The organism is Massilia sp. PAMC28688, assembly GCF_019443445.1.
Taxonomy (GTDB): Bacteria; Pseudomonadota; Gammaproteobacteria; order Burkholderiales; family Burkholderiaceae_D; genus Telluria_A.
The window spans coordinates 3,383,071-3,405,593 of the sequence record NZ_CP080378.1; the positions used below are offsets into that span (position 1 = coordinate 3,383,071).

The 22,523-nt window shown below is 63.4% G+C and carries 26 protein-coding genes and 1 pseudogene; 13 read left to right on the plus strand and 14 right to left on the minus strand.

Annotation, left to right across the window (positions count from 1 at the left end; all coding sequences use genetic code 11):
- Positions 1 to 114 precede the first annotated feature (114 nt).
- Positions 115 to 1,263, plus strand: coding sequence for a PHB depolymerase family esterase (locus tag KY495_RS15110; protein WP_219880219.1), 1,149 nt, complete (start codon positions 115 to 117; stop codon positions 1,261 to 1,263).
- Positions 1,264 to 1,274: 11 nt separating this feature from the next.
- Here the strand turns inward: KY495_RS15110 and KY495_RS15115 are convergent, their stop codons facing one another.
- Entirely contained in the window at positions 1,275 to 1,676 is a 402-nt protein-coding gene (locus KY495_RS15115) for a hypothetical protein (protein WP_219880220.1), read from the minus strand.
- A gap of 305 nt (positions 1,677 to 1,981) precedes the next feature.
- On the opposite strand from KY495_RS15115, the gene KY495_RS15120 reads away from it, so the two are divergent.
- Together KY495_RS15120 and KY495_RS15125 are read left to right on the plus strand one after the other, a co-directional pair.
- Positions 1,982 to 4,009: a M4 family metallopeptidase gene (locus tag KY495_RS15120; RefSeq protein WP_229518318.1), complete on the plus strand. Its 2,028-nt coding sequence runs from the start codon at positions 1,982 to 1,984 to the stop codon at positions 4,007 to 4,009.
- Positions 4,010 to 4,193: 184 nt separating this feature from the next.
- The gene (locus KY495_RS15125) at positions 4,194 to 4,442 is read left to right on the plus strand and encodes a DUF3297 family protein (RefSeq protein WP_219880221.1); all 249 of its coding nucleotides are present in this window, start codon (positions 4,194 to 4,196) and stop codon (positions 4,440 to 4,442) included.
- Positions 4,443 to 4,517: 75 nt separating this feature from the next.
- Here the strand turns inward: KY495_RS15125 and KY495_RS15130 are convergent, their stop codons facing one another.
- The 5 genes from KY495_RS15130 to KY495_RS15150 all read right to left on the minus strand — a co-directional run bounded on the left by KY495_RS15130 (position 4,518) and on the right by KY495_RS15150 (position 7,034).
- Positions 4,518 to 4,904 (minus strand): cupin domain-containing protein, encoded by a 387-nt coding sequence (locus KY495_RS15130; RefSeq protein ID WP_219880222.1) that lies wholly within the window; start codon positions 4,902 to 4,904, stop codon positions 4,518 to 4,520.
- Between the two features lie 188 nt (positions 4,905 to 5,092).
- Entirely contained in the window at positions 5,093 to 5,431 is a 339-nt protein-coding gene (locus KY495_RS15135) for a rhodanese-like domain-containing protein (protein ID WP_219880223.1), read from the minus strand.
- A gap of 8 nt (positions 5,432 to 5,439) precedes the next feature.
- Complete coding sequence (locus KY495_RS15140; RefSeq protein ID WP_219880224.1) at positions 5,440 to 5,823, minus strand: hypothetical protein; 384 nt, start codon at positions 5,821 to 5,823, stop codon at positions 5,440 to 5,442.
- The gene (locus tag KY495_RS15145; RefSeq protein WP_219880225.1) at positions 5,820 to 6,134 is read right to left on the minus strand and encodes a metalloregulator ArsR/SmtB family transcription factor; all 315 of its coding nucleotides are present in this window, start codon (positions 6,132 to 6,134) and stop codon (positions 5,820 to 5,822) included. Before KY495_RS15145 ends, KY495_RS15140 begins: the two co-directional genes overlap by 4 nt.
- 240 nt (positions 6,135 to 6,374) lie before the next feature.
- Complete coding sequence (locus KY495_RS15150; protein ID WP_219880226.1) at positions 6,375 to 7,034, minus strand: glutathione S-transferase family protein; 660 nt, start codon at positions 7,032 to 7,034, stop codon at positions 6,375 to 6,377.
- Between the two features lie 109 nt (positions 7,035 to 7,143).
- Here KY495_RS15150 and KY495_RS15155 point away from each other — a divergent pair, with 109 nt between their 5' ends.
- Positions 7,144 to 8,148 (plus strand): YafY family protein, encoded by a 1,005-nt coding sequence (locus KY495_RS15155; protein WP_219880227.1) that lies wholly within the window; start codon positions 7,144 to 7,146, stop codon positions 8,146 to 8,148.
- Positions 8,149 to 8,192: 44 nt separating this feature from the next.
- Here KY495_RS15155 and map read toward each other — a convergent pair whose 3' ends face one another.
- Together map and KY495_RS15165 are read right to left on the minus strand one after the other, a co-directional pair.
- Entirely contained in the window at positions 8,193 to 8,948 is a 756-nt protein-coding gene (gene map, locus KY495_RS15160) for a type I methionyl aminopeptidase (protein WP_219880228.1), read from the minus strand.
- Positions 8,945 to 9,157 (minus strand): ParD-like family protein, encoded by a 213-nt coding sequence (locus KY495_RS15165; protein ID WP_219884267.1) that lies wholly within the window; start codon positions 9,155 to 9,157, stop codon positions 8,945 to 8,947. Before KY495_RS15165 ends, map begins: the two co-directional genes overlap by 4 nt.
- A gap of 449 nt (positions 9,158 to 9,606) precedes the next feature.
- Between KY495_RS15165 and imuA the strand changes: the two genes are divergently transcribed.
- Together imuA and KY495_RS15175 are read left to right on the plus strand one after the other, a co-directional pair.
- Complete coding sequence (imuA, locus tag KY495_RS15170; RefSeq protein ID WP_219880229.1) at positions 9,607 to 10,314, plus strand: translesion DNA synthesis-associated protein ImuA; 708 nt, start codon at positions 9,607 to 9,609, stop codon at positions 10,312 to 10,314.
- Positions 10,244 to 11,725, plus strand: coding sequence for a DNA polymerase Y family protein (locus tag KY495_RS15175; protein ID WP_219880230.1), 1,482 nt, complete (start codon positions 10,244 to 10,246; stop codon positions 11,723 to 11,725). Before imuA ends, KY495_RS15175 begins: the two co-directional genes overlap by 71 nt.
- 103 nt (positions 11,726 to 11,828) lie before the next feature.
- Here the strand turns inward: KY495_RS15175 and KY495_RS15180 are convergent, their stop codons facing one another.
- Positions 11,829 to 12,224: a YgiW/YdeI family stress tolerance OB fold protein gene (locus KY495_RS15180; RefSeq protein ID WP_219880231.1), complete on the minus strand. Its 396-nt coding sequence runs from the start codon at positions 12,222 to 12,224 to the stop codon at positions 11,829 to 11,831.
- A 146-nt stretch (positions 12,225 to 12,370) separates the two neighbouring features.
- Between KY495_RS15180 and KY495_RS15185 the strand changes: the two genes are divergently transcribed.
- From KY495_RS15185 to KY495_RS15195, 3 genes and pseudogenes are all read left to right on the plus strand, one after another.
- A complete protein-coding gene (locus tag KY495_RS15185) occupies positions 12,371 to 12,907 on the plus strand; it encodes a GNAT family N-acetyltransferase (RefSeq protein WP_229518319.1) in 537 nt (178 codons plus the stop codon).
- Positions 12,908 to 12,995: 88 nt separating this feature from the next.
- Positions 12,996 to 14,305: pseudogene (locus tag KY495_RS15190) on the plus strand (IS1380 family transposase).
- 243 nt (positions 14,306 to 14,548) lie between these two features.
- Positions 14,549 to 15,307 (plus strand): S9 family peptidase, encoded by a 759-nt coding sequence (locus KY495_RS15195; protein WP_219880232.1) that lies wholly within the window; start codon positions 14,549 to 14,551, stop codon positions 15,305 to 15,307.
- Positions 15,308 to 15,394: 87 nt separating this feature from the next.
- Here the strand turns inward: KY495_RS15195 and KY495_RS15200 are convergent, their stop codons facing one another.
- The 4 genes from KY495_RS15200 to KY495_RS15215 all read right to left on the minus strand — a co-directional run bounded on the left by KY495_RS15200 (position 15,395) and on the right by KY495_RS15215 (position 17,387).
- The gene (locus tag KY495_RS15200; RefSeq protein WP_219880233.1) at positions 15,395 to 15,664 is read right to left on the minus strand and encodes a hypothetical protein; all 270 of its coding nucleotides are present in this window, start codon (positions 15,662 to 15,664) and stop codon (positions 15,395 to 15,397) included.
- Between the two features lie 19 nt (positions 15,665 to 15,683).
- Positions 15,684 to 15,962: a hypothetical protein gene (locus KY495_RS15205; protein WP_219880234.1), complete on the minus strand. Its 279-nt coding sequence runs from the start codon at positions 15,960 to 15,962 to the stop codon at positions 15,684 to 15,686.
- Positions 15,963 to 16,050: 88 nt separating this feature from the next.
- Entirely contained in the window at positions 16,051 to 16,401 is a 351-nt protein-coding gene (locus KY495_RS15210; protein ID WP_219880235.1) for a hypothetical protein, read from the minus strand.
- A gap of 32 nt (positions 16,402 to 16,433) precedes the next feature.
- Entirely contained in the window at positions 16,434 to 17,387 is a 954-nt protein-coding gene (locus tag KY495_RS15215) for a sensor domain-containing diguanylate cyclase (RefSeq protein ID WP_219880236.1), read from the minus strand.
- A gap of 195 nt (positions 17,388 to 17,582) precedes the next feature.
- On the opposite strand from KY495_RS15215, the gene KY495_RS15220 reads away from it, so the two are divergent.
- The 4 genes from KY495_RS15220 (at position 17,583) to KY495_RS15235 (ending at position 21,882) form a co-directional block, all read left to right on the plus strand.
- Positions 17,583 to 18,050: an Hsp20 family protein gene (locus KY495_RS15220; protein ID WP_219880237.1), complete on the plus strand. Its 468-nt coding sequence runs from the start codon at positions 17,583 to 17,585 to the stop codon at positions 18,048 to 18,050.
- A gap of 239 nt (positions 18,051 to 18,289) precedes the next feature.
- Positions 18,290 to 19,822 (plus strand): DegQ family serine endoprotease, encoded by a 1,533-nt coding sequence (locus KY495_RS15225; protein WP_219880238.1) that lies wholly within the window; start codon positions 18,290 to 18,292, stop codon positions 19,820 to 19,822.
- Positions 19,823 to 19,861: 39 nt separating this feature from the next.
- On the plus strand, positions 19,862 to 20,524 hold the full coding sequence (locus KY495_RS15230) for a response regulator transcription factor (protein ID WP_219880239.1): 663 nt from the start codon (positions 19,862 to 19,864) through the stop codon (positions 20,522 to 20,524).
- Positions 20,521 to 21,882, plus strand: coding sequence for an ATP-binding protein (locus KY495_RS15235; RefSeq protein ID WP_219880240.1), 1,362 nt, complete (start codon positions 20,521 to 20,523; stop codon positions 21,880 to 21,882). The genes KY495_RS15230 and KY495_RS15235 overlap by 4 nt, the downstream gene beginning before the upstream one ends.
- Here KY495_RS15235 and KY495_RS15240 read toward each other — a convergent pair.
- Positions 21,851 to 22,387, minus strand: coding sequence for a hypothetical protein (locus tag KY495_RS15240; protein ID WP_219880241.1), 537 nt, complete (start codon positions 22,385 to 22,387; stop codon positions 21,851 to 21,853). The two genes, KY495_RS15235 and KY495_RS15240, sit on opposite strands and share 32 nt — an antisense overlap.
- Positions 22,388 to 22,523: the final 136 nt, after the last annotated feature.

The window sequence follows — 22,523 nt, forward strand, 5'->3', positions numbered from 1 at the left end:
CTTCATGCAATTCGTGTCCGCTCGCTGCAGCAACCCTGGCCCCCTGGCCAAGACCATTCCTACCACCTCGTTTGTCGCGTCGCTGCTGGCCCGGCTGTCTGCGGCCAGGTTTCGATGGTAAAGAAGGCTGCCAATCCCTGGCTGCGCGGCTTGCTGCGTGCCGGGAAGCAGCAACAGCGCGCATTGAGTCGCGTGTTCACGGCCATGGCGGCGGCGCCCAAGCCCGCGCGTGCCACGGCCCGGCCGATACCAAAACCGAAGGCGAAGCGAGTGGCCACTGCGCCGCCGCGCGCGTCTGGCACGGCTGGCGGCGCTGCTGCCGGCACGGCCACCGGTGCGCCTGGCGCCTCGGCTCCACCGATCGGCAAATGGCTTGCGTCCCATTTCACGGGCCCGGCCGACAATAATGCTGTACGACGCCTCAGCTACTGGCTTTACCTTCCCGACAACCCTCCCACACCGCAGGCGCTCCCGCTGATCGTCATGCTGCACGGTTGCGACCAGAGCGCCACCCAGTTTGCCGATGGCACAAGGATGAACCAATGGGCGCAAAAGCTTGGCTATGCGGTGCTGTATCCGCAACAATCACGCGCCGGCCATCCGCACCGTTGCTGGAAATGGTATGACCGCGCCACCCAGCAGGGCGGCGGCGAAGTGGGCTTGATTGTGGGGATGATTGGCAAGGTCATGGCCCAGTATCCTGTCGACCGCCAGCGCATTTATATTTCCGGACTCTCGGCCGGTGCCGGCATGGCGCACATTGTCGCGCTCCATCATCCGGACCTGTTCGCCGCCATTGGCTTGCATTCCGGCCCCCTGTTTGGCGCGGGACACAGCACGCTGGGAGCCCTGGGCGTGATGAAGCATGGCGCCAGCCACCGGGTGGACAGTGCCATCGAGGAAATCCTGCTCAAGAGGCCCGGCTTCCCCGCGCTGCCCACCATGCTGATTCAGGGCGAAGACGATGACGTGGTCCGCCCTGTCAATCAGATCCAGCTCATGCGGCAGGCCCAGCTGGTCAACCGCATGGACCCGGCGCAGCTGCAGTTTGTCACCGCCACCCGGGCTGCCACCCGGGCCAGCAATCCGCACAGCATCCATGACACCCGCCGCGGCAACAAGACGATCCTGCGGGTGGCGCGCATTGACAAGCTCAAGCACGCTTGGAGCGGGGGCGACGCGCGCCTGAACTACAATTGCGCAACCGGTCCCGACGCCAGCAAGATGCTGCTCGATTTTTTCAGCCGCCACCGCCGCGCCTGACACCGGCCCCCTCACTGGGCACGCAGCACCAGCCGGCTGATGCGCTCACCCTTGCCGAAATTGATTTCCACCAGCAACGGCCTGCCACCGCATGGTGCGCGGTATATATACATGCGCTCTTCGCCTTTGGTCCGGCGGCTGAGCAGCTGAAGCTGCGGCATGGCGCCACAACTGCGCAATGCCACACCCATGGCCTGCAGCTGCGCCGGGGGCAGGGCGCCAAGTGCGTTGTCGGTCAGTGCTGAGCGCGGCAGCTGCTCCTGCGCCACGGCCTCCAGCACCGATTGAACCTGCCGGGTGACATCGGGTTCCCTGTCTTCGATTGAGGCAGGTGCCAGCGCCACTGGCTTCTGGGCTTGCGCGCAGGCAGCCAGGACCAGGGATGCCAGCAGGGCCGTAGGTAGATGTCGCATGCCATGACCTTGTCGGAAGAAACACCCATCCTAGTACACATGGCAGGCGATTCGCTTGCCATGTCTTAAATTCGACACCCAACGGTACTTTTGTCCAAATTCAACTTGTTTAGACAACTTTGGGAAAGGCCGTCCTATACTCGCCGGATGCGAGCGCAGCTGTGCTCGATACCCCAATAATTGATCGAATACCTCGACAGGAGACCTTTCAGCATGCGCACCGCTTCTACCCTTATTGCTTCCCTGATCGCGCTGCCTACGCAGCGCCGGCGTGGTCCGCCAGTACCGTGGTGGACAACCTGACCTTGTTTACCAAAACGACGGCAGGTTCGCCGCAGGATGTCTTGCGCAAGCATGCCCACCGTTTCGGCCTGCCTGCCTCGCTTGGCAACCTGGTCCTGACCAAGACCCAGGAATCACTTACGGGCAAGCATTACACGTACCAGCAAATGCTGCGCGGCATTCCCGTGGACCGGGCCGAGATCATCGTATCCATCGGCCATGACGGCAAGCTGCTGAAAATCTTCAATGAAACCAGGCACATTCCCGATGCGGTAGAGGCCAATGCCGTCAACCAGCTGTTCAACCAGGCCCAGATCACGACCGAGCAGGCGCTGGACAAGGGCTGGGCCAATATGAAAGTGCAGCATCCCCTGGTGGCTGTGCCGGCGAGCGACCTGGTGTGGGTGCCCACCAAGGCTGGCGTGCAACTGGCGCGCAAGGTCATTATCGAAGCGCAGATGCCCACCGGCGGCTTTGTGCAATTTTTAGATGCCCACGACGGCAGCCTGATCGATTCCTACTCCACATCGCTGCCACGCACCAACAAGGGTGGCGAGCGCAGCATTGCGGCACGCCAGCGCATGGCCGGGCCGCTACTGGAACGCCGGAGTGCCACCGAAGCGGCGAGGATGAAAGCTGCAGCCCAGCCAGTAGCGATGGGGGCAACTGCCATGGCCGCGTCCGGCATCAACGGCTCCGGTTATGTGTTCGATCCGGACCCGCGCACGGCGCTCAACAATGAGAGCCTCTCCGACAGCTCGCCCGCCTCGGCGTTTGAAGGCGCGTACGCCACCAGGTCGCTGCGCGACCTGACCGTCACGAGCGGCGTGTACCGGCTGACCGGACCTTACGTCAACATCAAGAATATCAAATCGCCCGCCACGGGACCGAGCACCACCACCAACGGCATCTGGACCGCCAAGCGCGGCAACAATGCCTTTGACGACACCAATGTCTACTATCACCTGGATAACAATCAGCGCTACATCCAGTCGCTCGGGTTTACGGGCACGAAGTCGATCATCAACCGCCCGCTCGATGTGGATACGGATGGCGTGAACGGCGACGACAATTCGCATTACAGCAGCGGCACCACCGACTACCTGGCCTTCGGCCACGGCTGCGTGAATGACAGCGAAGACGCGGACGTGATCCTGCACGAATACGGCCATGCCATTCATCGCAACATCAATTCGAGCTGGTCGGGCGGCGATACCGGCGCCATGGGTGAAGGCTTTGGCGACTACTGGGCGGCGTCCCATTCGTACAGCGTGGCCAATGGCAACACGTTCCATCCCGAGTGGGCGTTCAGCTGGGACGGCCACGGTGCCTGCTGGGGCGGCCGCCTGCTCAATCGCACCAATACCATGTACAACAGCAGCAAGACTTACGGGGCACACCAGTCGGTGACGGAAAACGCTGTCACCTTCCAGTCCGACGAGCTGTGGTCGGCGCCCCTGTACGAATCCATGCGGGCGCTGCTGGCAGCTGGCAAGCCACGCGGAAATATCGACAAGATTATTCTGGAAGCCCATTTTGGCCTGGGCAGCAATGTGAAAATGCCGGTCATGGCCACCGCCATCGTTAATGCTGCCAAGAATCTGTTCCCCGCAGACCTGAGCTATGCCAACACCTTCCAGGCCAAGTTTGAGGCGCAAAAAATCCTGAGCCCGGTCATTGTGGGCCCGACCATCAACGAGGTGGAAAGCAACAACACGATTGCCACGGCCAATGCCGTCACCACCAGTGGTACGACCGTCAATGGTGTCATGGGTTCCAGCACCGACGTTGATTTCGTCAAAGTTACCCTGCCGGCTGGCAAAACGCTGACCGCAAAGATGACGCCGAATGCAACGTCGGACTATGACCTTGAGCTGTACAGCGCCAGCGGCACCAGGCTCAGCTCCAGCACGGCTGGCACCGGCGCGGTGGACACCGTGTCGCGCACCAACACCGGCACCACCGCGCTGGTACTGTATGTGAAAACCTACTACTACAGTGGCGGCACCGGCGCCACCAGCGGCAAATACGCGCTGCGCGCCAGCTGGTAACAACCCGTGGAAGCTTGAGTAGTGGCTCAAGCTGCAGTACCTTATCCCCGCTTCGGCGGGGTTTTTTTCGGGCTTGCCCGCCATTTCGGGGCAGTGCGAAGGCCTGACCGGCAAAACGACTGCCGCGCCACCCTCAAGCGGCGCACCGTTGTCTGGACGGGCGATGTAGTGGATAATTCCACCCATGAACGATACCACCACACTTCCCCCCCTCCCGGACCGGCTCTCGATTGATCCGCGCAGCCCTTTTCACAATCCCGACGCGTTTCAGCGTGAAGTAGGCATCAAGCTGAACGACAAGGAACGCACCAATGTCGAGGAATACTGCATCAGCGAAGGCTGGATCAAGGTTGCCGCCGGCAAAACTCTCGACCGCAAGGGCAATCCCATGCTCATCAAGCTCAAGGGCAAAGTCGAAGCGTTTTACAAGTAGATATTGAGAAAGAAGACGTAAAAAAGCCGGCTGGCGCACATGATGGCGCCAGCCGGCTTTTTACTGGGTGGGCCCTCAGTGACCGTGCTCTTCCTCGTACTTGTCGGCCTCGGCCTTGGTCTTGTGAACGATGCCGTCCGGATGCTCCGGCGGCATGTACAGGGTGTACAGGCGCAGCGGCGCCGTCTGCGACTTGTTGATCACATTGTGCTCGGTGCCCGCCGGAATCACCACTGCCGTACCGTCTTCGAGCTTGTGCTCCTCGCCATCGAGAATGGCGACACCATCGCCTTCTTCCACGCGGATGAACTGGTCATGGCCGGTGTGGTGTTCCATGCCGATTTCTTCGCCAGGCTGCAAAGTCATGATGACCAGCTGGCTGCGCTTGGTTGTGTACAGCACTTCGCGAAAATTATTGCCTTCGAGCGTTTTCTGTTCGATGTTGATGCTGTATCCGGACATGCTTCCTCCAAAAGTTGAACTGGTCACATGATTGTATAAGAGCGGGGCCAATGGTGCTGGCGCGCGCGTGTAGCGCGACCTTTCCGGGTCAAACCTTGGCCATCAGTTGCTTTCGTGCCCCTGAGCGAGCGCTACCGGCTGCACGGGCATTGCCTGCCTGCCGACGCTGCAAAAGCCGGCAGCCTGATTCAGCTTGCGCTGGCCACCGGCAGGCGCGCATCCACCCAACCGGTAATGCCGGCCGACATGACCCGGACATCGGTGTAGCCGAGCTGGCGCGCACGGCGCGCAGCCCTCGGCGCCTTGGTGCACAGGGGATTGGAGCAGTAAAACACCAGGCTGGTGTCCAGATCCGCAGGCAGGGCGCTGGCCGCATGGTCCGGCGCCAGGTTCAGCGCGCCCGGCACGTGTGCCTTGCGCCATGCGGCCGGCGCATTGAGGTCAATGATCGTGGGGCTGGCCTCGCGCATGCGTGCATGCAGCTCTCTTGGGGCAATGGTTTTCAATCCCATCAGCATGGCAAACATGGCGCCTCCTATCCGTTAATGCGCACATAGCGCAAGATGGCAGCAAACAGGGCAATGGCCAGCAGGACGCCACCGACCACGCTGGCGTGTTCCAGCGGCGCGAGCAGGGAAGCGAGCATATAGGCCAGGCCGCCCAGGACCAGGCTCCAGCCGGCGAAGCGGCGCGCGGCCTGCTCCTGCGCCGGCGTGCAGCGCACACTGGCCAGCGAGGCGAGGGCCTTGGGGATGGCGTTGGCATATACCACCACCACCGCGCCCAGCAGCGTGCCCATGAGGCGCTGCGACCATTCCACGCTCAAGTGGGCGGGGCTGAGCCAGTTGAGCAGGGCGGCGCCGCCGAGGATGAAAACGGCGCCCAGGACGGAACGGCCAATCGGGTTGGTAGCGGTCATGATTTCTCCTTGTGTGAGGGAACATCCTTGGTGTCCGTTGCAGGCCGGGTGACCTGCAGGCCAAACGCCTGGGCAAAACCGAGCAGCGCGTCTTCCAGCACCGACATCTTGAGACGGTAAGTGATGGTGCGGCCTTGCTTGTCAGCTTCGATGAGGCCGGCACCGACCAGCACGGCAAAGTGCGCCGACATGGTGGGCTTGGACACATCGAACATGTCGGCCAGCTCGCCCGCGCCGATCGGTCCCTTCTGCAAATGCTGGAGGACCGCGCGGCGGGTAGGGTCTGACAAGGCTTTGAAGATTGTGCTCATGCGTCGATTATTAGCTAATCATCGAACAATGTCAATGCTATTTCTCACGCCACCCGCTCATGCAAGACCGGTGGCATTGGTGCGCCGTTCTACGTGCGCTATCGGTACCGGGTGTACCGGGTGCAAGCCCGCTGCCAGCCGCTGCCTGGACACGCGGGCCTGGCCGGCGCCAATGTCACCGGCCGGCCGTCAGGCTGCCGAGGGCTTGATGCCGGAATGGCGAAATTGGCGTTTCTCGACTCAGCGCTGATGCGCGCCGCTTTTTACCGCCGCCTCGTGGGCCGCGGCCAGCGCGGCGTCGCGTTCTGCCACCCTTTGTGCGGCCGGGCGGGCGGTGATCTGCGCTGCATACTCCGCGAACACCGCGCGTTTTGGCACGATGCCAAAATCCATGCCCCAGCGCAGCGCCACGCCCCACAGCACATCGGCCGCCGAGATGGTGTCGCCGAGCAGGTAGGGCGATGATGTCAGCTTGGTTTCCAGCACGCCGAGCATCGTATCGAAGTCGCCATAGGGGGTGTGCATGGGTTCCACCGGTGGGCGCTCCAGAAATCGGTCCACCAGCGCCGGCTCGTAGCAGGCCGCGTAATAGACAAGCCAGCGCAGGTAGGCGCCGCGCCGGGGATCGTCAAGCACGGGCGACAAACCGGCGTCGGGAAAACGATCGGCCAGATGGATGAAGATGGCCACCTGTTCGGTGACCAGCGTGTCGCCATCCAATAAGGCTGGCACTTTTCCAAGCGGATTTATGGCAAGGAAAGGTGGCTGGCGCTGCTCGCCTGCCTTCATGTTCAGGACCCGCAGTTCGTACGGCGCGTTGAGCTCTTCGAGCAGCGTCAGCACGCCGGACGAGCGGCTATGGGGCGCATGAAACAGGGTGATGGGACGATGTGATGTCATGGTTTTCTCCTTCAATGGTTATTCTCGGGGCGGCCGGCGGCGGCCGGTTGAAGACAGAATACGACGACCACCCTGACATCTTTTGTCAGGTATGCGATAGACTGGCTGCATGCGCGCCAGCCGACTCCTTTCCATCCTCACCACGCTGCAGGCGCGCGGCCGTGCCAGCGCGCGGGCGCTGGCCGATGAGTTCGGGGTATCGCTGCGCACCATCTACCGGGATGTCGATGCCCTCAGCGCGGCCGGCATTCCCATCTACAGTGAGCGCGGCAATTTGGGTGGCTATCGTCTGCTGGACGGTTACAGGACACGCCTGAACGGGATCTCGGCCCTGGAAGCGGAGTCGCTATTCTTGAGTGGCTTGCCCGGGCAGGTGGCCGACCTGGGGCTGGGCGCAACGTGTGCCAGCGCACAGGACAAACTGCTCGCTGCACTGCCGGCCGCGATTCGGGCAGGCGCGGGCCGGATGCGGTCGCGTTTTTATTTGGATGTGCCGGGCTGGTTTGACCAGAGCGAACGCCCTGCCTGCCTTTCCCGCTTGGCCGAGGCGGTCTGGAGCGAGCGGCCGATTCATATCCGCTACCGCAGCTGGACGGCCGAGAAAGAACGCGTGCTCGATCCGCTCGGCATTGTGCTCAAGGGCGGCGCCTGGTATCTGGTGGGCCGGACCGGGGCCATTATCCGCACCTACCGTGTGTGCCGCATCCTGCAGCTCGAACTGCTCGAAGGGCGCATCGATACGAGCGAGCAGTTTGACCTGGCATCGTACTGGACCGACAATGCGCGCCGCTTCGTGCAGGAGCATCACCCGGAACAGGCCACGCTCCGTCTCTCGCCGCGGGGCTTGAAGATGATGGCGGCTTTGCTGCCGCCGTTTGCCGTCGCTGGCGCGGCCATCTCGCCACCGCACGAAGACGGATGGTGTACGGTGTCCCTGCCGGTTGGGCCGTTTGAATACGCCGCTCAGGATGTGCTCCGATTTGGCGCAGAAGCGCAGGTGCTCGCACCCGAGCAATTGCGCCAAAAGGTCATGGGAATCGTCGGGCAGCTGGCGGCGGCCTACGCGGTAGCCCAGCCATTGCACACGGGGGAGGCGCAACGGGAAGCTTCGTGAATCGCAGCACTTGGCACCTGCCGGCCCTGCTGCGCATGGTGCGGTTATTCGTCGGGACGCAAGGTCAGTACCCGCACACCGTTGCGCGTCACGGCCACCGTGTGTTCGAACTGCGCGGACAGCTGGCCGTCGCAGGTAACGACGGTCCAGCCGTCCGCCTCGGTCTGCACCTCGCGCTCGCCCTGATTGATCATCGGCTCGATCGTAAATACCATGCCTTCCTTTAGCACCAGGCCCGTTTTCGGCTTGCCCCAGTGGAGGACCTGGGGCGGCTCGTGCATCTCGCGCCCGATGCCGTGGCCGCAGTATTCTTCGACCACGGAGTAGCCGTGCGCCTTGGCGTGCTTTTCAATGGCGTGGCCCACGTCGCCAAGACGTGCGCCGGGTCGCACAGCCTTGATGCCTTTCCACATGGCGTCGTACGTGACTTGTACCAGCCGTTTGGCCGCGGGCGAGACTTCGCCGACCAGGTAGGTCTTGCTTGAATCGGCGAGGTAGCCATTCTTTTCCAGCGTGATGTCGAAGTTGACGATATCACCGCTTTGCAGGATGTCGGCGGTGGAGGGGACGCCGTGGCACACCACGCTGTTGCGCGACGCGTTCAGCGCGTACTCGTAGCCGTACTGGCCCTTGCTGGCAGGGCGCGAGGCGAGGTCGTTCACGATGTAGCGATCCACCAGGTCGTTGACGTCCATGGTCGACATGCCGATCAGGTTCAGCTGGTCGAGGTGGCTGAAGACACGGGCCAGCAATTTGCCCGACTGCGCCATGAGCGCGATTTCTTGCGGACTTTTCGTCATGTCGCCGCGACCCTGACCGCCTGCGGCGCCATGCCTGCCGTTCTCAGCTCGCGGGCGACAATCTCGCTGAAACTGAGCGATGGATTCATTTCGCACAGCATGCCCATCCTGATCCAAAAGGCGGCCTGGCCGTTGATGGAGCGGCAGGTGACGGCGCTGGCCTTGCGCAGCTGGTCGTGCAGCTCTTCATCGATATTGACGATGCCCATACTACCTTTCATATATAAATCGTATATGGATTATATATTGCTGATGAGCTGCGGCGCAATGGAGCATGCGGTAATGGAAAGTGAACCGGTTATTCCGATCCGTTGTCCTTAGCTGCGAGGGGAGGGGCCACGGGTGTCATCACACTTTCTCCAATAGCGGCAGCGCCGTTTTCACCTGCATGATTGACTTTGAGGATGCGGCTGCCAAGTGCGGTGCCGGCGTGGAGGGACATGATTGCCTTGACAGAATGATTTCAGTTTCGTGAATGAACAAAGAGTAACATTCTATGCTGCGGCGGCAGACATTCAGAAAATAAATAGACCCGGCTGTCATAGGGAAAACCCGTGTTTTCCACGGTCATTGCCAGCCTCTTCCGCACAAAACCACCTTGCCAAAAGCGGGTCGGGATAGTACTGTATATCCATACAGTACTTTTCAAGTTGACATCATGAGCACACCCGCATTATCCGCTTCTCCGGAGGATTTGCATCCCTCCCTCTGGCGCGCTTCCCAGCTGGCGCATGCGACCGCGCGCTGTGTCGATACCGGCCACGCCACGCTCTCGTCCCAGCTCCCCGGTGGCGGCTGGCCCACCGGCACCCTGATCGACTTGCTGCCCCAGCAGCCCGGCATTGGCGAACTGCGCCTGCTGCGTCCGGCCCTGCTCAAGGTGGCCAAGCGCCGCATCGTGCTGCTGCAGCCGCCCCATCCACCGCAGGCGCTGGCGCTGGCGGCCATGGGCCTGCAGCCGTCACAGCTGATCTGGATCCGCAGCAGCCGCAGTACCGATGCCCTGTGGGCCGCCGAGCAGGTGCTGCGCAGCGGCAGCTGTGGCGCGCTGCTGTTCTGGCAAAGCCACGCGCGCGGCGAATCGCTGCGCCGCCTGCACCTGGCCGCCCAGGGCGGCGAGACCCTGTTTTTCATGCTGCGCCCGCTGGCGGCGGCCCAGGATTCCTCGCCCGCGCCGCTGCGCCTGTCGCTGCGCCCGGCCGTGGGCGGCCTGGAGATCGGCTTCGTCAAACGCCGGGGACCGCAGCGCGATGCGCCGCTGTTCCTGCCCCTCACACCTTCTTTACTGCAGCGCCATGCGACTTTGGATCGGGCTATCCCTGCCCCAGCTCCCGCTCGAAGTGTTCAGCCCGAACTGGTCGGCTGACAGCGGCAGCGTGGTCCTGGAACAGGAGCGCGTACTGATTGTGTCGGCCGCTGCACGCGCCGCCGGCGTGCAGCCGGGCATGCGCCGCGGCGGCGTGCTCATGCTCATGCCGGAGGCGCGCCTGCACGAGCGCTTGCCCGAGCATGAAGTCCGGGCCATGCACGATGTGGCCATGGCCCTGCTGCAGTACACGCCGCTGGTGGCGCAGGCCGAGGAATCGACCCTGCTGATGGATATCGGCGCCAGCCTGTCCCTGTTTGGCGGCATCCGCGCCTTGTGCCGGCGCATTCGCGCCAATTTGCGTTCGCTCGGTTTCACCGCCTCGCTCAGCTGCGCGCCCACCGCGCGCGGCGCCTGGATGCTGGCGCGGCGCGGTGCCGGCCGGGCGCTGACCATGGCCTCCATGGTGCGGCGCCTGGACCGCCTGCCCAGTGCGCTGCCGCCACCGGCACGCGCCTTTGCCGCCTGGTTCGAAGGCATTGGCTGCTACACGCTGGGCGACATGCGGCGCCTGCCGCGTCCCGGCCTGCAGCGCCGCTGCGGCCGGCCCTTGCTCGACCTGCTCGACGCGGCCTATGGCATGACGCCCGAACTGTTTGACTGGATCGAAGCGCCCACCACCTTCAGCGCCAGGCTCGAATTGTTCGACCGCGTGGAAAACGCCGAGGCGCTGCTGTTCGGCGCCCACCGCCTGCTGTTGCAGATGACGGGCTGGCTGTGCGCGCGCCAGCTGGCCGTGGAGCGCATCGTGCTGCAGCTCGAGCACGAGCGCGGCAAGGTGGCGCGTCCGCCCACCATCATCGAAATCGTGCTGGCCGAAGCGACCTGGCGCGACGAGCACCTGGTGCGTCTGCTCAAGGAGCGGCTGGGCAAGGTGGAGCTGGTGGCGCATGTCATCGGCCTGGTGCTGGAAGCGCCCCAGGTGCAGGCCATGGCGCCGCCGTCGGATTGCCTGTTTCCCGATCCCGGCGGCAGCGAGGATGACCAGCAGCGCATGCTGGAACTGCTGGTGGCGCGCCTGGGGCCGGACAATGTGCTGCAGGCCGCGCCCCAGGCCGATTATCGCCCCGAGCTGGCCAATATGTGGGTGCCGGTGCAAAAGAAGGTGACGATGCGCGCCATGGCGGCCCAGATGCCCCCGGACGTGCTCAGTTTGCCGCGTCCCAGCTGGCTGCTGGCCAAGCCGATTGCGCTCTTGATGCGTAACCACCGGCCGTTCTATGGCTCGCCCCTGAAAATGGCGTCCAACCCGGAACGCATCGAGGCCGGCTGGTGGAGCCAGTCACAGACGCGCGACTATTTCATTGCGGAAGGGCAGGACCACGCCCATTACTGGGTGTACCGCGAACGCATCGTGGGCGCGGCCGAGGATGCCGAGCCGCGCTGGTTTTTGCATGGCTTGTTTGGGTAGGGGCTGTTTTTCCGCCAGCCGGTGCGCCGGCAGCGAGCATGTCGTACGCCGAAAGATCCGAAGCGGCCATGGGAGCCGCCCGGCCATTCGGCGAACAGCGCACTTACTTGACCTTCTCGATTCGCTCCACTTCCACTTTCGGTTTGCCCACCAGGTCCTTGTCAAATTCGCCCAGGATGCGTACTTCCATCTTGTCGTCAATCGGTGTATTGGCAGGCCAGATGTCGTCATCGATCTCCAGGTCGATCTCGCCGCTGCTGTCGGCAAAGCGATAGTCCTCGTCACTGGTGCGACGCACGATGCGCCCTTGCAGGCTCACCATGGTGTCATCTTTTCCCGACGCCATCAGCGCGCGCACGGTGGTCGGGGCAACGGTGGCTGCTGCCTTGTTGGTGGTCACCACCGCGCTCCTGGCGCTGCCCGGCCCGGTGTACTGGGCATACGCTGCGCTGCTTGCGGCGCCAATGAACGCCATGCCAATGATGGTAGCTAATTTCATGTGGTCCTCCTTGGTCGTGTAGGAGCGTCAAGATTACCCTTTTTTCACTTAACCTTCACTTAACGGATCCTCCCGTGCCGGCCTGCTGCGGCACGCCTCGGCCAGCAAGCGCTATGATGTGCTTTTATGGCTTCTGGAAAGTTGTTGTGGTCCCACCGTTTCGGATTCGCACCCTGGGTTGCCTCGAATGGCCGCTATACCGGCGCAGCCGCCTGCGGGCGCTGGCCGAGGCACCGCATGCCTTTGGCAGCACGCTCGCGGCCGAGCAGCACCGGCCGGACGCGCTGTGGCAGGCGCGCCTGATGGCAGCCAGCCCGGCCACCGATTGCCCGCTGGTGGCCGAGCTGGACGGCATGGTAGTTGGCATGGTCTGGGGCAAGATTGACGCCGCCGATCCTTTTCTGGCCCATCTGTATCAGATGTGGGTGGCGCCCGAAGCGCGCGGGCGGGGCGTGGGAGCGGCCCTGATCGAGGCCGTGCTTGGCTGGGCACGCGGTAACGGCGCGCGCGTGGCCCAGCTGGCCGTGAGCGAAGGCAATGAAGCTGCGGCCCGGCTGTACCGGCGCGCCGGCTTTGTTGGCAGCGGCAAGTTCGAGTCCCTCCACGCCGGCTCGGCCATGCGCTCTCAAGTCATGCAGCTGGCGCTCAGCGCAGTGCCCGCGCAGCACGCGCCCGGCCGCTAGCCCGAATATTTCATCAGTAGAGGTCGGCGGTACGTGCCGTAGCGCGTTATTACTGGTATCTGACGCCATTAATAACCGGAGACCGCCGATGCCAAATTGTACCGAAGAACCGATTGAATTGGGGAAAGTTGGGCGGCGCGTGATTGAAGCCGCTTTCGATGGTGGCGATATCGTCAGTGATGGTGGCGCACTTCTGCTTCGGCAGGTCGATCAACGCATCGGTTTGACCAAGGCGATTGCACGGGTATTTGATGACCGTCGTCGCCGTGCCAGCGTGGCACATAGCATGCGCGATCTGTTCGCGCAGCGGATATACGGCCTGTGCTGCGGTTGGGAGGATGTGTGCGACCACAACGTGCTTCGGCGCGATCTGGCGCTGCAAACTGCTGTTGGCCGGGTCAATGACCTGGCCTCGGCACCGACCTTAAGCCGCCTTGAGACTTCGGCGACGCGAGAGCATGCTGCAGCCTTGCACGGCGTACTGCTCGATCAGTTCATCGCCAGCAAATCCGGGCGGCCCAAAGAACTAATCCTCGATATCGATGCCACTCACATGCCATTGCATGGCGCGCAGGAAAAGGCGCATTTCCATCGCTACTACGACAACTACTGCTACCTGCCACTGTACGTCTTCTGTGGCCAGGACATCCTGGCCTGCGTCCTTCGCCCGAGCAGCCGCGACCCGGCCAGCATCCTCAGTGCGTTGATAAAACTGATCACGCGCCGCTTGCGCCAGAAATGGCGCGCGTGCGCATCATCGTGCGCGGCGATTCTGGTTTCTGCCGACCGCAAGCCTTGCGGCGCTTTGAGAAATGGGGCCTGCTCTACATCATCGGCCTGCAGAAGAACGCCGCCTTGCTGCAGCGCGTGGAACTGGCCGAACTGGCTTTGGGCGACATGTATCAAAAGGCCGGCAGCAAGCAACGCATGATCGGTGAATTCGACTACGCCGCCCGTAGCTGGGACCGCGAACGGCGCGTGATCGCGCGGCTCGAACACGACGCGCACGGGCGCAATCCGCGTTTCGTCGTCACCAACCTTAAGGGCGGCCCGAAGGCTTTGTACGAACGCGTATATTGCGCCCGAGGCGAGGCCGAAAACCGGATCAAGGAAGCCCAGCTCGACCTGTTCGGGCGGCGCGCCAGTTGCCACAAGTTCCAGGCCAACCAACTGCGCCTGTTGTTGGCCGCGTTCGCCTATACCTTGATGATCAATCTGCGCCGCCTCGCCCTGGTCGGTACAGAGCTGGCGCGCGCCTGCACGAACACGATCCGCACCAAGCTACTGAAGATCGGTGCAGCGATCGTGCGCAACACGCGGCGTGTGCGTGTGCTACTGGCCTCGCACCACCCTCTTCAACACGTCTTCATCGGCGCCGCCCGCGCGCTTGCTCCGTAGATTCCGTCAGTGCTGTCCACGGCACGCTATAAACAACGTGGGGTAGGGGAAATTGCGTCCTGCGTCGCAGCTTGACACTACAATCGCCCCCCATTCTGATCAAACTAGCGCCAAACCCGTATTCGCGTCGATTTCGCCAACCGCGGAATTCACTGATGAAATATCCGGGCTAGCACGCCGGTAACGCGCGGGCACGCAGGGCGCCAACGTGGCATGATGGCGTTTTGCCCACCAACGCCGCCCATGCCCAGCCAGCGCCACGACTTTCCCGCCGCCGACGGCCAACTGCTTGCCGCCAGCCTGGACTTGCCTGAAGGCGAGGTGAAGGCCTACGCCCTGTTTGCGCATTGCTTCACCTGCACCAAGGATGTGTTTGCAGCGGCCCGCATTGCCCATGGTCTGGCGGCGCGCGGCATTGCCGTGCTGCGCTTCGATTTCACCGGCCTGGGCAGCAGCGAGGGCGAATTCGCCAACACCAATTTCTCCTCGAATGTGCAAGACCTGGTGGCGGCGGCTAACTTCATGCGTGCCGAACTGACCGCGCCGCGCCTGCTCATTGGCCACAGCCTGGGCGGGGCGGCAGTGCTGTCGGCAGCCGGCGCCATACCGGAAGTCAAGGCCGTGGTGACGCTGTGCGCACCCAGCGATCCCTCCCATGTAACGCGCCTGTTTGACGAGCACCTCGATACGATTGAAGCGAGCGGGCAGGCCCAGGTCCAGCTGGCAGGCCGCGCCTTCACGATCAAGCGCCAGTTCCTGTTGGACGCTTCCGAGCACAGGCTGGACGAGAAAATCGCCCACCTCAAACGTGCCCTCCTTGTCATGCATTCGCCCCAGGACAGCACGGTCGGCATCGACAACGCCCTGCACATCTTCAAGGCGGCCATGCATCCCAAATCGTTTGTGTCGCTCGATGACGCCGACCACATGCTGACGGGGCGCGAAGACGCCCAATGGGCAGCGGCCATCATTGCCGCCTGGTGCAGCCGCTATGTGGCATGAGGCTATGTGGCGTGAGGCTATGTGGTGTGAGGCAATCTGGGTAAGGCAATGCGCCCTGCGGCAGTGCAGGGTGGGGCGGGGGCGCAACTAGCAGCCGGCTTCGACCCGCACACCCTGTTCATTGTGGCTGCCCCGGCGCCGGCCGTTGGGGTGCAGGATGCGCGCCGTGACGTGCTGGGCCACCCGGTGCTTGTGCAAGTATTCGCTGGCGGCACTGTCGCCGAGCATGGCATGCAGCACGATGGCCACTTCCACGCGCTGGGCGGTGAGCGTATCGGGGCGGCCGACCGAGCGCAGGGGGCGCGCCACCTGGGCCAGCGCCTGGCGATCATCCTTGGTCAGAATCGAATGCTTCATGGGCGGGGCGAGACGCTTCCTAGCTCAGCACGGCGGCGTCATCATCGCTGCGATGGCGGCCGCCTTCGCTCAGCACGCGCTGGGCAATGCGGGCATCCACGGCCTGGCGCGCCAGATAGGCGGAGGCGGCCGACTGGCCCAGCATGGCGTTGAGAACCAGCCCGACCTGGACGCGCTGGGCAGTAGCGCTGTCCGGGCGCCCGACAGGGCAGGCCGACGGAGAAGCCGCCGAGCCGGAGCTGGCGCCTTGGTCAGCACGCGCGAGAGCGCTGCTGAGGGAGTGGATTAATTGGCTCATGGAACATATATTGCCGAACTCGACAATATGCATCTGTGCGGCATGTCACATAAGCCCGCGCCTGGGAGATTTTCTCGCCGTTTTCGGCTCAATCCTCGTCAAATTCTTCGGCCAGGTTTTTCCAGCCTTTCTTTTTGGCAAAAGCCGCAAATTCCTCCGGCGCTTCCAGCACGATCAGCTTGCGGTCCTGCAGGCCGGGATCGCTGTGCGAGAAGTCAGGACCGGCATAGCCGAGCGCGCGCAGGCGGTCGATCACTGCCTTGACCAGCGTGCGGTCCTTGTACAGGCCGGGCTCGATGTTGGCGGCAAAGTCCACGTATACATCAATGATGCCGTAGCCCTCGTCAAAAATGCGGATGGCCTTGATCTCGTGGGAACGGCCGCTGCTGTCGCTGGCCTTGAACGGGCCGGAGAGCGTAATGTCGGTATCGGTAGTCATGGAAGAAGCATAGCATCAACCCGGCGCGTGCGTCAGCGCTCCACGCGGTTGCGCCCGCCATGCTTGGCGCGGTACAGGGCCTGGTCGGCGCGCTCGTAGGCGTGCTCCAGCGCTTCTTCCTTGTCGGGCCGCAGGAACGCCAGTCCGAGCGACATGGTCACCACCCCGTGCCCGGGATTATGCTCGTGCGCAATGGCCTGCTGCACCAGCAGCTCGCGGATGCGTTCGGCCAGCTCCATGCTTTCGCGCTCCACGCTGGTGACGAACAGGCAGGCGAATTCGTCGCCGCCGATGCGGAAACACAGGTCGCCCGGCCGGTTCAGTGCCCCGCTCAGGGTCGCGCCCACCTGGCGCAGCACCACATCGCCCTGCGGGTGGCCATAGTGGTCGTTATAGCCCTTGAAGCAGTCGATATCGGCCACCAGCAGTGTCAGGGTGCGTCCTTCGCGGTGGGCGCGGCGCTGCTCTTCCATGAACAGCATGTTGAAGTAGCGCCGGTTCTTCAGGCCGGTCAGCGCGTCCGTGATGCTGTCAATCTGTGCCAGGCGGGTGTCGGTGATGTCGGTCGAGACGGCGCAGGTGGCGTACACCTCGCCGCTGTCATCGAACAGGGGGAACTTGACGGTGGCATAGGTGTGCGCGCTGTGGTCGCGGTGGTACACGGTTTCTTCTTCCGTGACGACGCGCCGCTCCCGGGCAGCGCGCTGGTCATTGCGCCACAGCTGGGCCGCAATGTCAGGCGGGAACAGATCGAACACATTATTGCCCACAAACTTGCCCGGCTCGTAGCCTTCGAGCTTGTTGAAATAGCGGTTGGCCATCAACACATTGCCTTCCAGGTCCTTGGTGGAAATGAGCAGGGGCGCGTGGTCGAGGATGGCCGCGTGCAGGCCGGCAGTCGCGCGCAGCGCTGCCAGCTCGCCTTCGAGACGGGTGATTTCATCGAGTGCTGCAGCCAGGGTGGCAGGCGGGACAGTGGCGGTCATGGCGGCGTGAGCAAAAACATAATGGTGCAAGCATAGCCCCAAAGAAGGCCGCACAAAATATTTTTCGGTCCATGGGGCAAAAAATCGTATTTTTCAAGGTCTTGAAAAGCCCTTGTGCTGCCAATAGATTGGACTCAACGGATGCTCCACGGAGGTCCGTCAACTTATCGCTTAACTTTTACAAGGATATTTATCATGCGTACTTTTGACCTTACTCCTCTCTATCGTTCCGCTATCGGCTTTGACCGTCTGGCCAACATGCTGGAATCCCAGCGCGCCGACGCCCAGCCCAGCTATCCACCCTACAACATCGAACTGGTCAGCGAAGACAAGTACCGTATCGTCATGGCGCTTGCCGGCTTTGACCGTTCGGAAGTCGAGATCGTGGCCGAGCGTGACACGCTGCACGTCACGGGCCGCAAGCAGAAGGATGACACGCAGCGCACCTATCTGCACCGCGGCATCGCGGCGCGTGACTTCGAGCAGCGCTTCCAGCTGGCCAACCACGTCAAGGTCACCACGGCCTCGTTTGACAACGGCATGCTGACCATTGAACTGGTGCGCGAAGTGCCCGAGGCACTCAAGCCGCGCAAGATCAATATCGACGGCGTGGACAGCAGCAACAGCAATGTGCAGAAGCTGGAAGAACGCCAGGCTGCATAAGGTAGCGTAAGGCTGCATACGGCGCCTGAGGCGCACGCAGGCCCGCAAGGGCTGCGCGATCAGCAGGAATGACTACAGCAGCAATGACGGGGCGCTCGCAGCATGGGGCGCCCCGTCCCGCGTCGGCTGTTGCGTCGCGTCCCATGCGGCATCGGCTGGCATACAACTTAAGCAAACTCTAAGACTGGTCTTGCATCATAGAACCCATCAGCAAACCCTTTTCACTCCAGGAGCAAGTCATGCGTAACGAAGGTGCTACCACTGTCATCACCGCCAAGCGACTCGTACTCGCACTGTGCGCCGCCGGCGTCGTAGGCGGGGCGGTTGGCGCAATCACGGTTAATCACAACAGCGCTGTGGCCCAGGCGGCACCGGCCGTGTTGGCCGCGGCCCCTGCCGCCGCAGCTTCGGCACCGGTGCCCGGTGCACCTGCTCCGCTGGCAGCCGGCGTGGTCCTGCCTGACTTTACCGCCATCGTTGCGCGCAATGGTCCGGCAGTGGTCAACATCCGCGTGATGGGCAGCACCAAGACGGCCATGGGCCGCCAGGGCATGCCGCAACTGGATGAAAGCGATCCATTCTACGAATTCTTCCAGCGCTTCCAGGGCCCGCAAAATCCGCGTGCCCAGCGCGACAGGCCCGTTTTTGGCGCCGGTTCCGGGTTCATAATCAGCCCGGACGGTGTCATCCTGACCAATGCGCACGTGGTGCGCGATGCCACCGAAGTGACCGTCAAGCTGCAGGACCGCCGCGAGTACCGCGCCAAGGTCCTCGGTTCGGACCCCAGGACCGACGTGGCCGTGCTCAAGATCGACGCCCGCAACCTGCCGGTAGTGCCGGTGGGCCGCTCGAGCGACCTCAAGGTGGGTGAATGGGTACTGGCCATCGGCTCGCCGTTTGGCCTGGAGAGCTCGGTCACGGCCGGGGTGGTCAGTGCCAAGGGGCGCTCGCTGCCTGACGACAGCAAGGTGCCTTTCATCCAGACCGACGTGGCTGTCAACCCCGGCAATTCCGGCGGTCCCCTGTTCAATACCAAGGGTGAAGTGATCGGCATCAACTCGCAGATTTACAGCCAGACCGGCGGCTACATGGGCCTGTCGTTTGCGATTCCCATTGACCTCGCGTTCCGCATCAAGGACCAGATTGTTGCCACCGGCAAGGCGCAGCATGCCAAGCTCGGTGTCGTGATCCAGGAAGTGAACCAGGCCTTTGCCGACTCGTTCAAGCTCGATTCGCCCGAAGGCGCACTGGTGTCGAACGTGGAAAAGGGTGGCGCTGCCGACAAGGCAGGGATCAAGTCCGGCGACGTGATCCGCAAGCTCAATGGCCAGCCGATCATTGCTTCGGGCGACCTGCCGGCCATGCTGAGCACATCCAAGCCGGGCGACAAGGTCACGCTCGATGTGTGGCGCGATGGCCGCATCGTGCGTCTCGATGCACGCCTGGCCAATGCCGACGACAAGGTGGCCGCGGCCGATGTGCCGGACGCGCTGTCGCCCGACAGCAGCTCGCGCCTGGGCCTGGCCCTGCGTCCGCTCGAACCGATGGAGCGGCGCCAGAGCGGCATCAGCGGCGGCCTGGTGATCGAAGATGCCGGTGGTGCGGCAGCGAACGCCGGGGTGCAGCCAGGTGACGTACTATTGTCGGTAAATGGCCGGCCGGTCAATTCGGTGGGCGACGTGCGCGATGTGGTGAGCAAGTCCAGCAAGTCGGTGGCCTTGCTGATCCAGCGCGGTGGTGACAGAATCTTCATTCCGGTGCGGATCGGCTAAGGTCGTTTCCACCCGCAGTGATCAACAAACGGGATAGCGATGCGGTTATTGCTGGTGGAAGACGATACGATGATTGGCGAAGTAGTGCTCGACCTGTTGCGGGCCGAGCACTACGCAGTCGACTGGGTCAAGGATGGCGAAATGGCCGACACCGCCTTGCGCCAGTCGCAAAGCTATGACCTGGTGGTGCTCGACCTGGGCTTGCCCAGGAAAGATGGCCTTGACGTGCTGCGGGCCATGCGTTCGCGCAAGGACCGCACCCCGGTCCTGATTGCCACCGCGCGCGATGCCATCGAGCAGCGTATTGCCGGGCTCGACGCCGGCGCCGACGATTACGTGCTCAAACCCTACGACCTCGATGAACTGCTGGCCCGCCTGCGCGCGCTGTTGCGGCGTGCTGCCGGCCGCGCCGAGCCCGTGTTCGAGCACAATAATATTTCCATCAATCCCGCCACGCGCGAAGTGCTGGTCGATGGCGCCGCCGTGACGCTGTCGGCGCGCGAATGGGCCGTGCTCGAAGCGCTCATTGCCCGGCCCGGCGCCGTGCTCTCGCGCGCCCAGCTCGAAGAAAAGCTGTACAGCTGGCGCGATGAAGTGAGCAGCAACGCGGTGGAAGTGTATATCCATGGCCTGCGCAAAAAGCTGGGCAGTGAACTGATCCAGAACGTGCGCGGGGTCGGCTACATGGTGCCGCGGCCATGATGGTGTCGCATTCGCTGCGCGGACGGCTGCTGTGGTTCCTGCTGGCAGCCATCAGCATTGCCGCCGTGGTCCAGGCCTCGGTGGCGTACCGCACCGCGCTCGACAATGCCGACCAGATCTTCGACTATCACATGCAGCAGATGGCGCTGGCGCTGCGCTCCTCGGTGCCGCTGTCTAACAGTGAAGTGCAGGCCGGGCTGGAGGCCGAGGCCGAGAACAACGAGCTGATGGTGCAGGTGTGGACACCGGACGGGGTGCAGGTGTTTCGCACCGATTCACGCACGCGCCTGCCCCAGCACGCGGTGCTTGGCTTTTCCAACGTTCACCAGAACAAGACCACCTACCGCGTGTTCTCGATCCAGACGCCCACCCAGACCCTGCAGGTGGCCCAGGACATGGCGGTGCGCCGCAATATGGCGGGCAACATGGCGCTGCGCACGGTGGGGCCGATTGCCATCATGATGCCGGTGCTGATGCTGGTGGTGTGGTGGGTGGTGAGCGGCTCGCTGGAACCGGTGGCGCGGGTGCGCTCGCAGGTGGCGGCGCGCCAGGCTGACGATCTCTCGCCCGTGTCCGATGCCGGGCTGCCGGATGAGGTCTTGCCGCTGGTGCAGGAACTGAACCTGCTGTTCGGGCGCGTCAAGACCGCGTTCGACGCCCAGCAGCATTTTGTGGCGGACGCCGCGCACGAACTGCGCACGCCGCTGGCTGCACTCAAGCTGCAGGCGCTGTCGCTGGAACGGGCCGAGAGCGCGGACGCGCGCAGTGTGGCCATCGCTCGCCTGACCGCTGGTATCGAACGCGCTACCCGGCTGGTGGAGCAGCTCCTGATCCTGGCGCGCCAGGAGGCGAGCGATGTGAGCGGGGCCAAGGCGGCGCCGGTGGCGCTGGCCGACCTGGCGCGGCGCGCGGTGGCCGACATGGCCGCGGCGGCGCAGTCGCGCGGCATTGATCTGGGCCTCAAGCGGGCCGATGACACCATCGTCACGGGGCAGGCCGATGCGCTCATGATTCTCATGCGCAACCTGGTCGACAACGCGGTCAAGTACACGCCGCCGGGCGGCACGGTGGACGTGGAAATCGAGCAAGGGACGCTGGGGCCGGTCCTGTCGGTGGAAGACAGTGGGCCCGGCATTCCCGCCGAGGAGCGCGAACGCGTGTTCGACCGCTTTTACCGGGTGGCCGGCAGCGAAGCCAATGGCAGCGGGCTGGGCCTGGCCATCATCAAGGCTATTGCCGAGCGCCACGGGGCCACCCTGACGCTGGGACAATCGGCACGGCTGGGCGGGCTGCTGGTGCAGATCCGCTTTCCAGCCGATGACAAGATTACTTCTTTGAAATCGTCTGCAGCAGCTTGAAGGCTTCAGCCTGGATGGCCGGCTCGGCAGCGTCGAATTCCTTTTTTGCCTTCAGGTAGGCCGGGTTTTTCAATTCCTTGCGTTCGGCCGGCGTCGGCACCGGGCCGCTCGGTTCGCCGTAGCCGCCGCTGCTGTTGTACATGGCGTACACCACCTTCTTGCCGTAGCTGCTGTTGAAGAAGCGTGCCATTTCATTGGCCGTTTCCACGCTGATGACCTTGGCTAAAGGATAGGCCAGGCGCGCGTGGATCTCGGCCGCAGGGACCTTGTCCAGCTTGGCGAACACGGCGTTTTGCTGTTCCGCACTGGCGTAGCGGCTGGTGCCGGCCACGGTGCGCATCATTTTTTCGGCCTGCATGGCGGCCAGCATGTCCTTGAGTGCCTTGACCATGCCGTTGGTCACGACCACTGTACCCGGCTTGGCGGCAGGGGCCGGCGCCTGGGCGTATGAGGGGGAAGAAGCGGCCAGCAGCGTGGCCAGGCCCAGCGTTGTCATCAATTTCATCGTGTTCCTTCAAGTATGCGGTGGCGCGAAGAGCGCATGATAGCAAAACCATCAAGCCGGTGGCCGCGCGGGCGGCGAGTGTGCCACCTCGTGTTAGCGCCTGACGGTACTGTCCGGTTGACAGTGATGCCGGTTG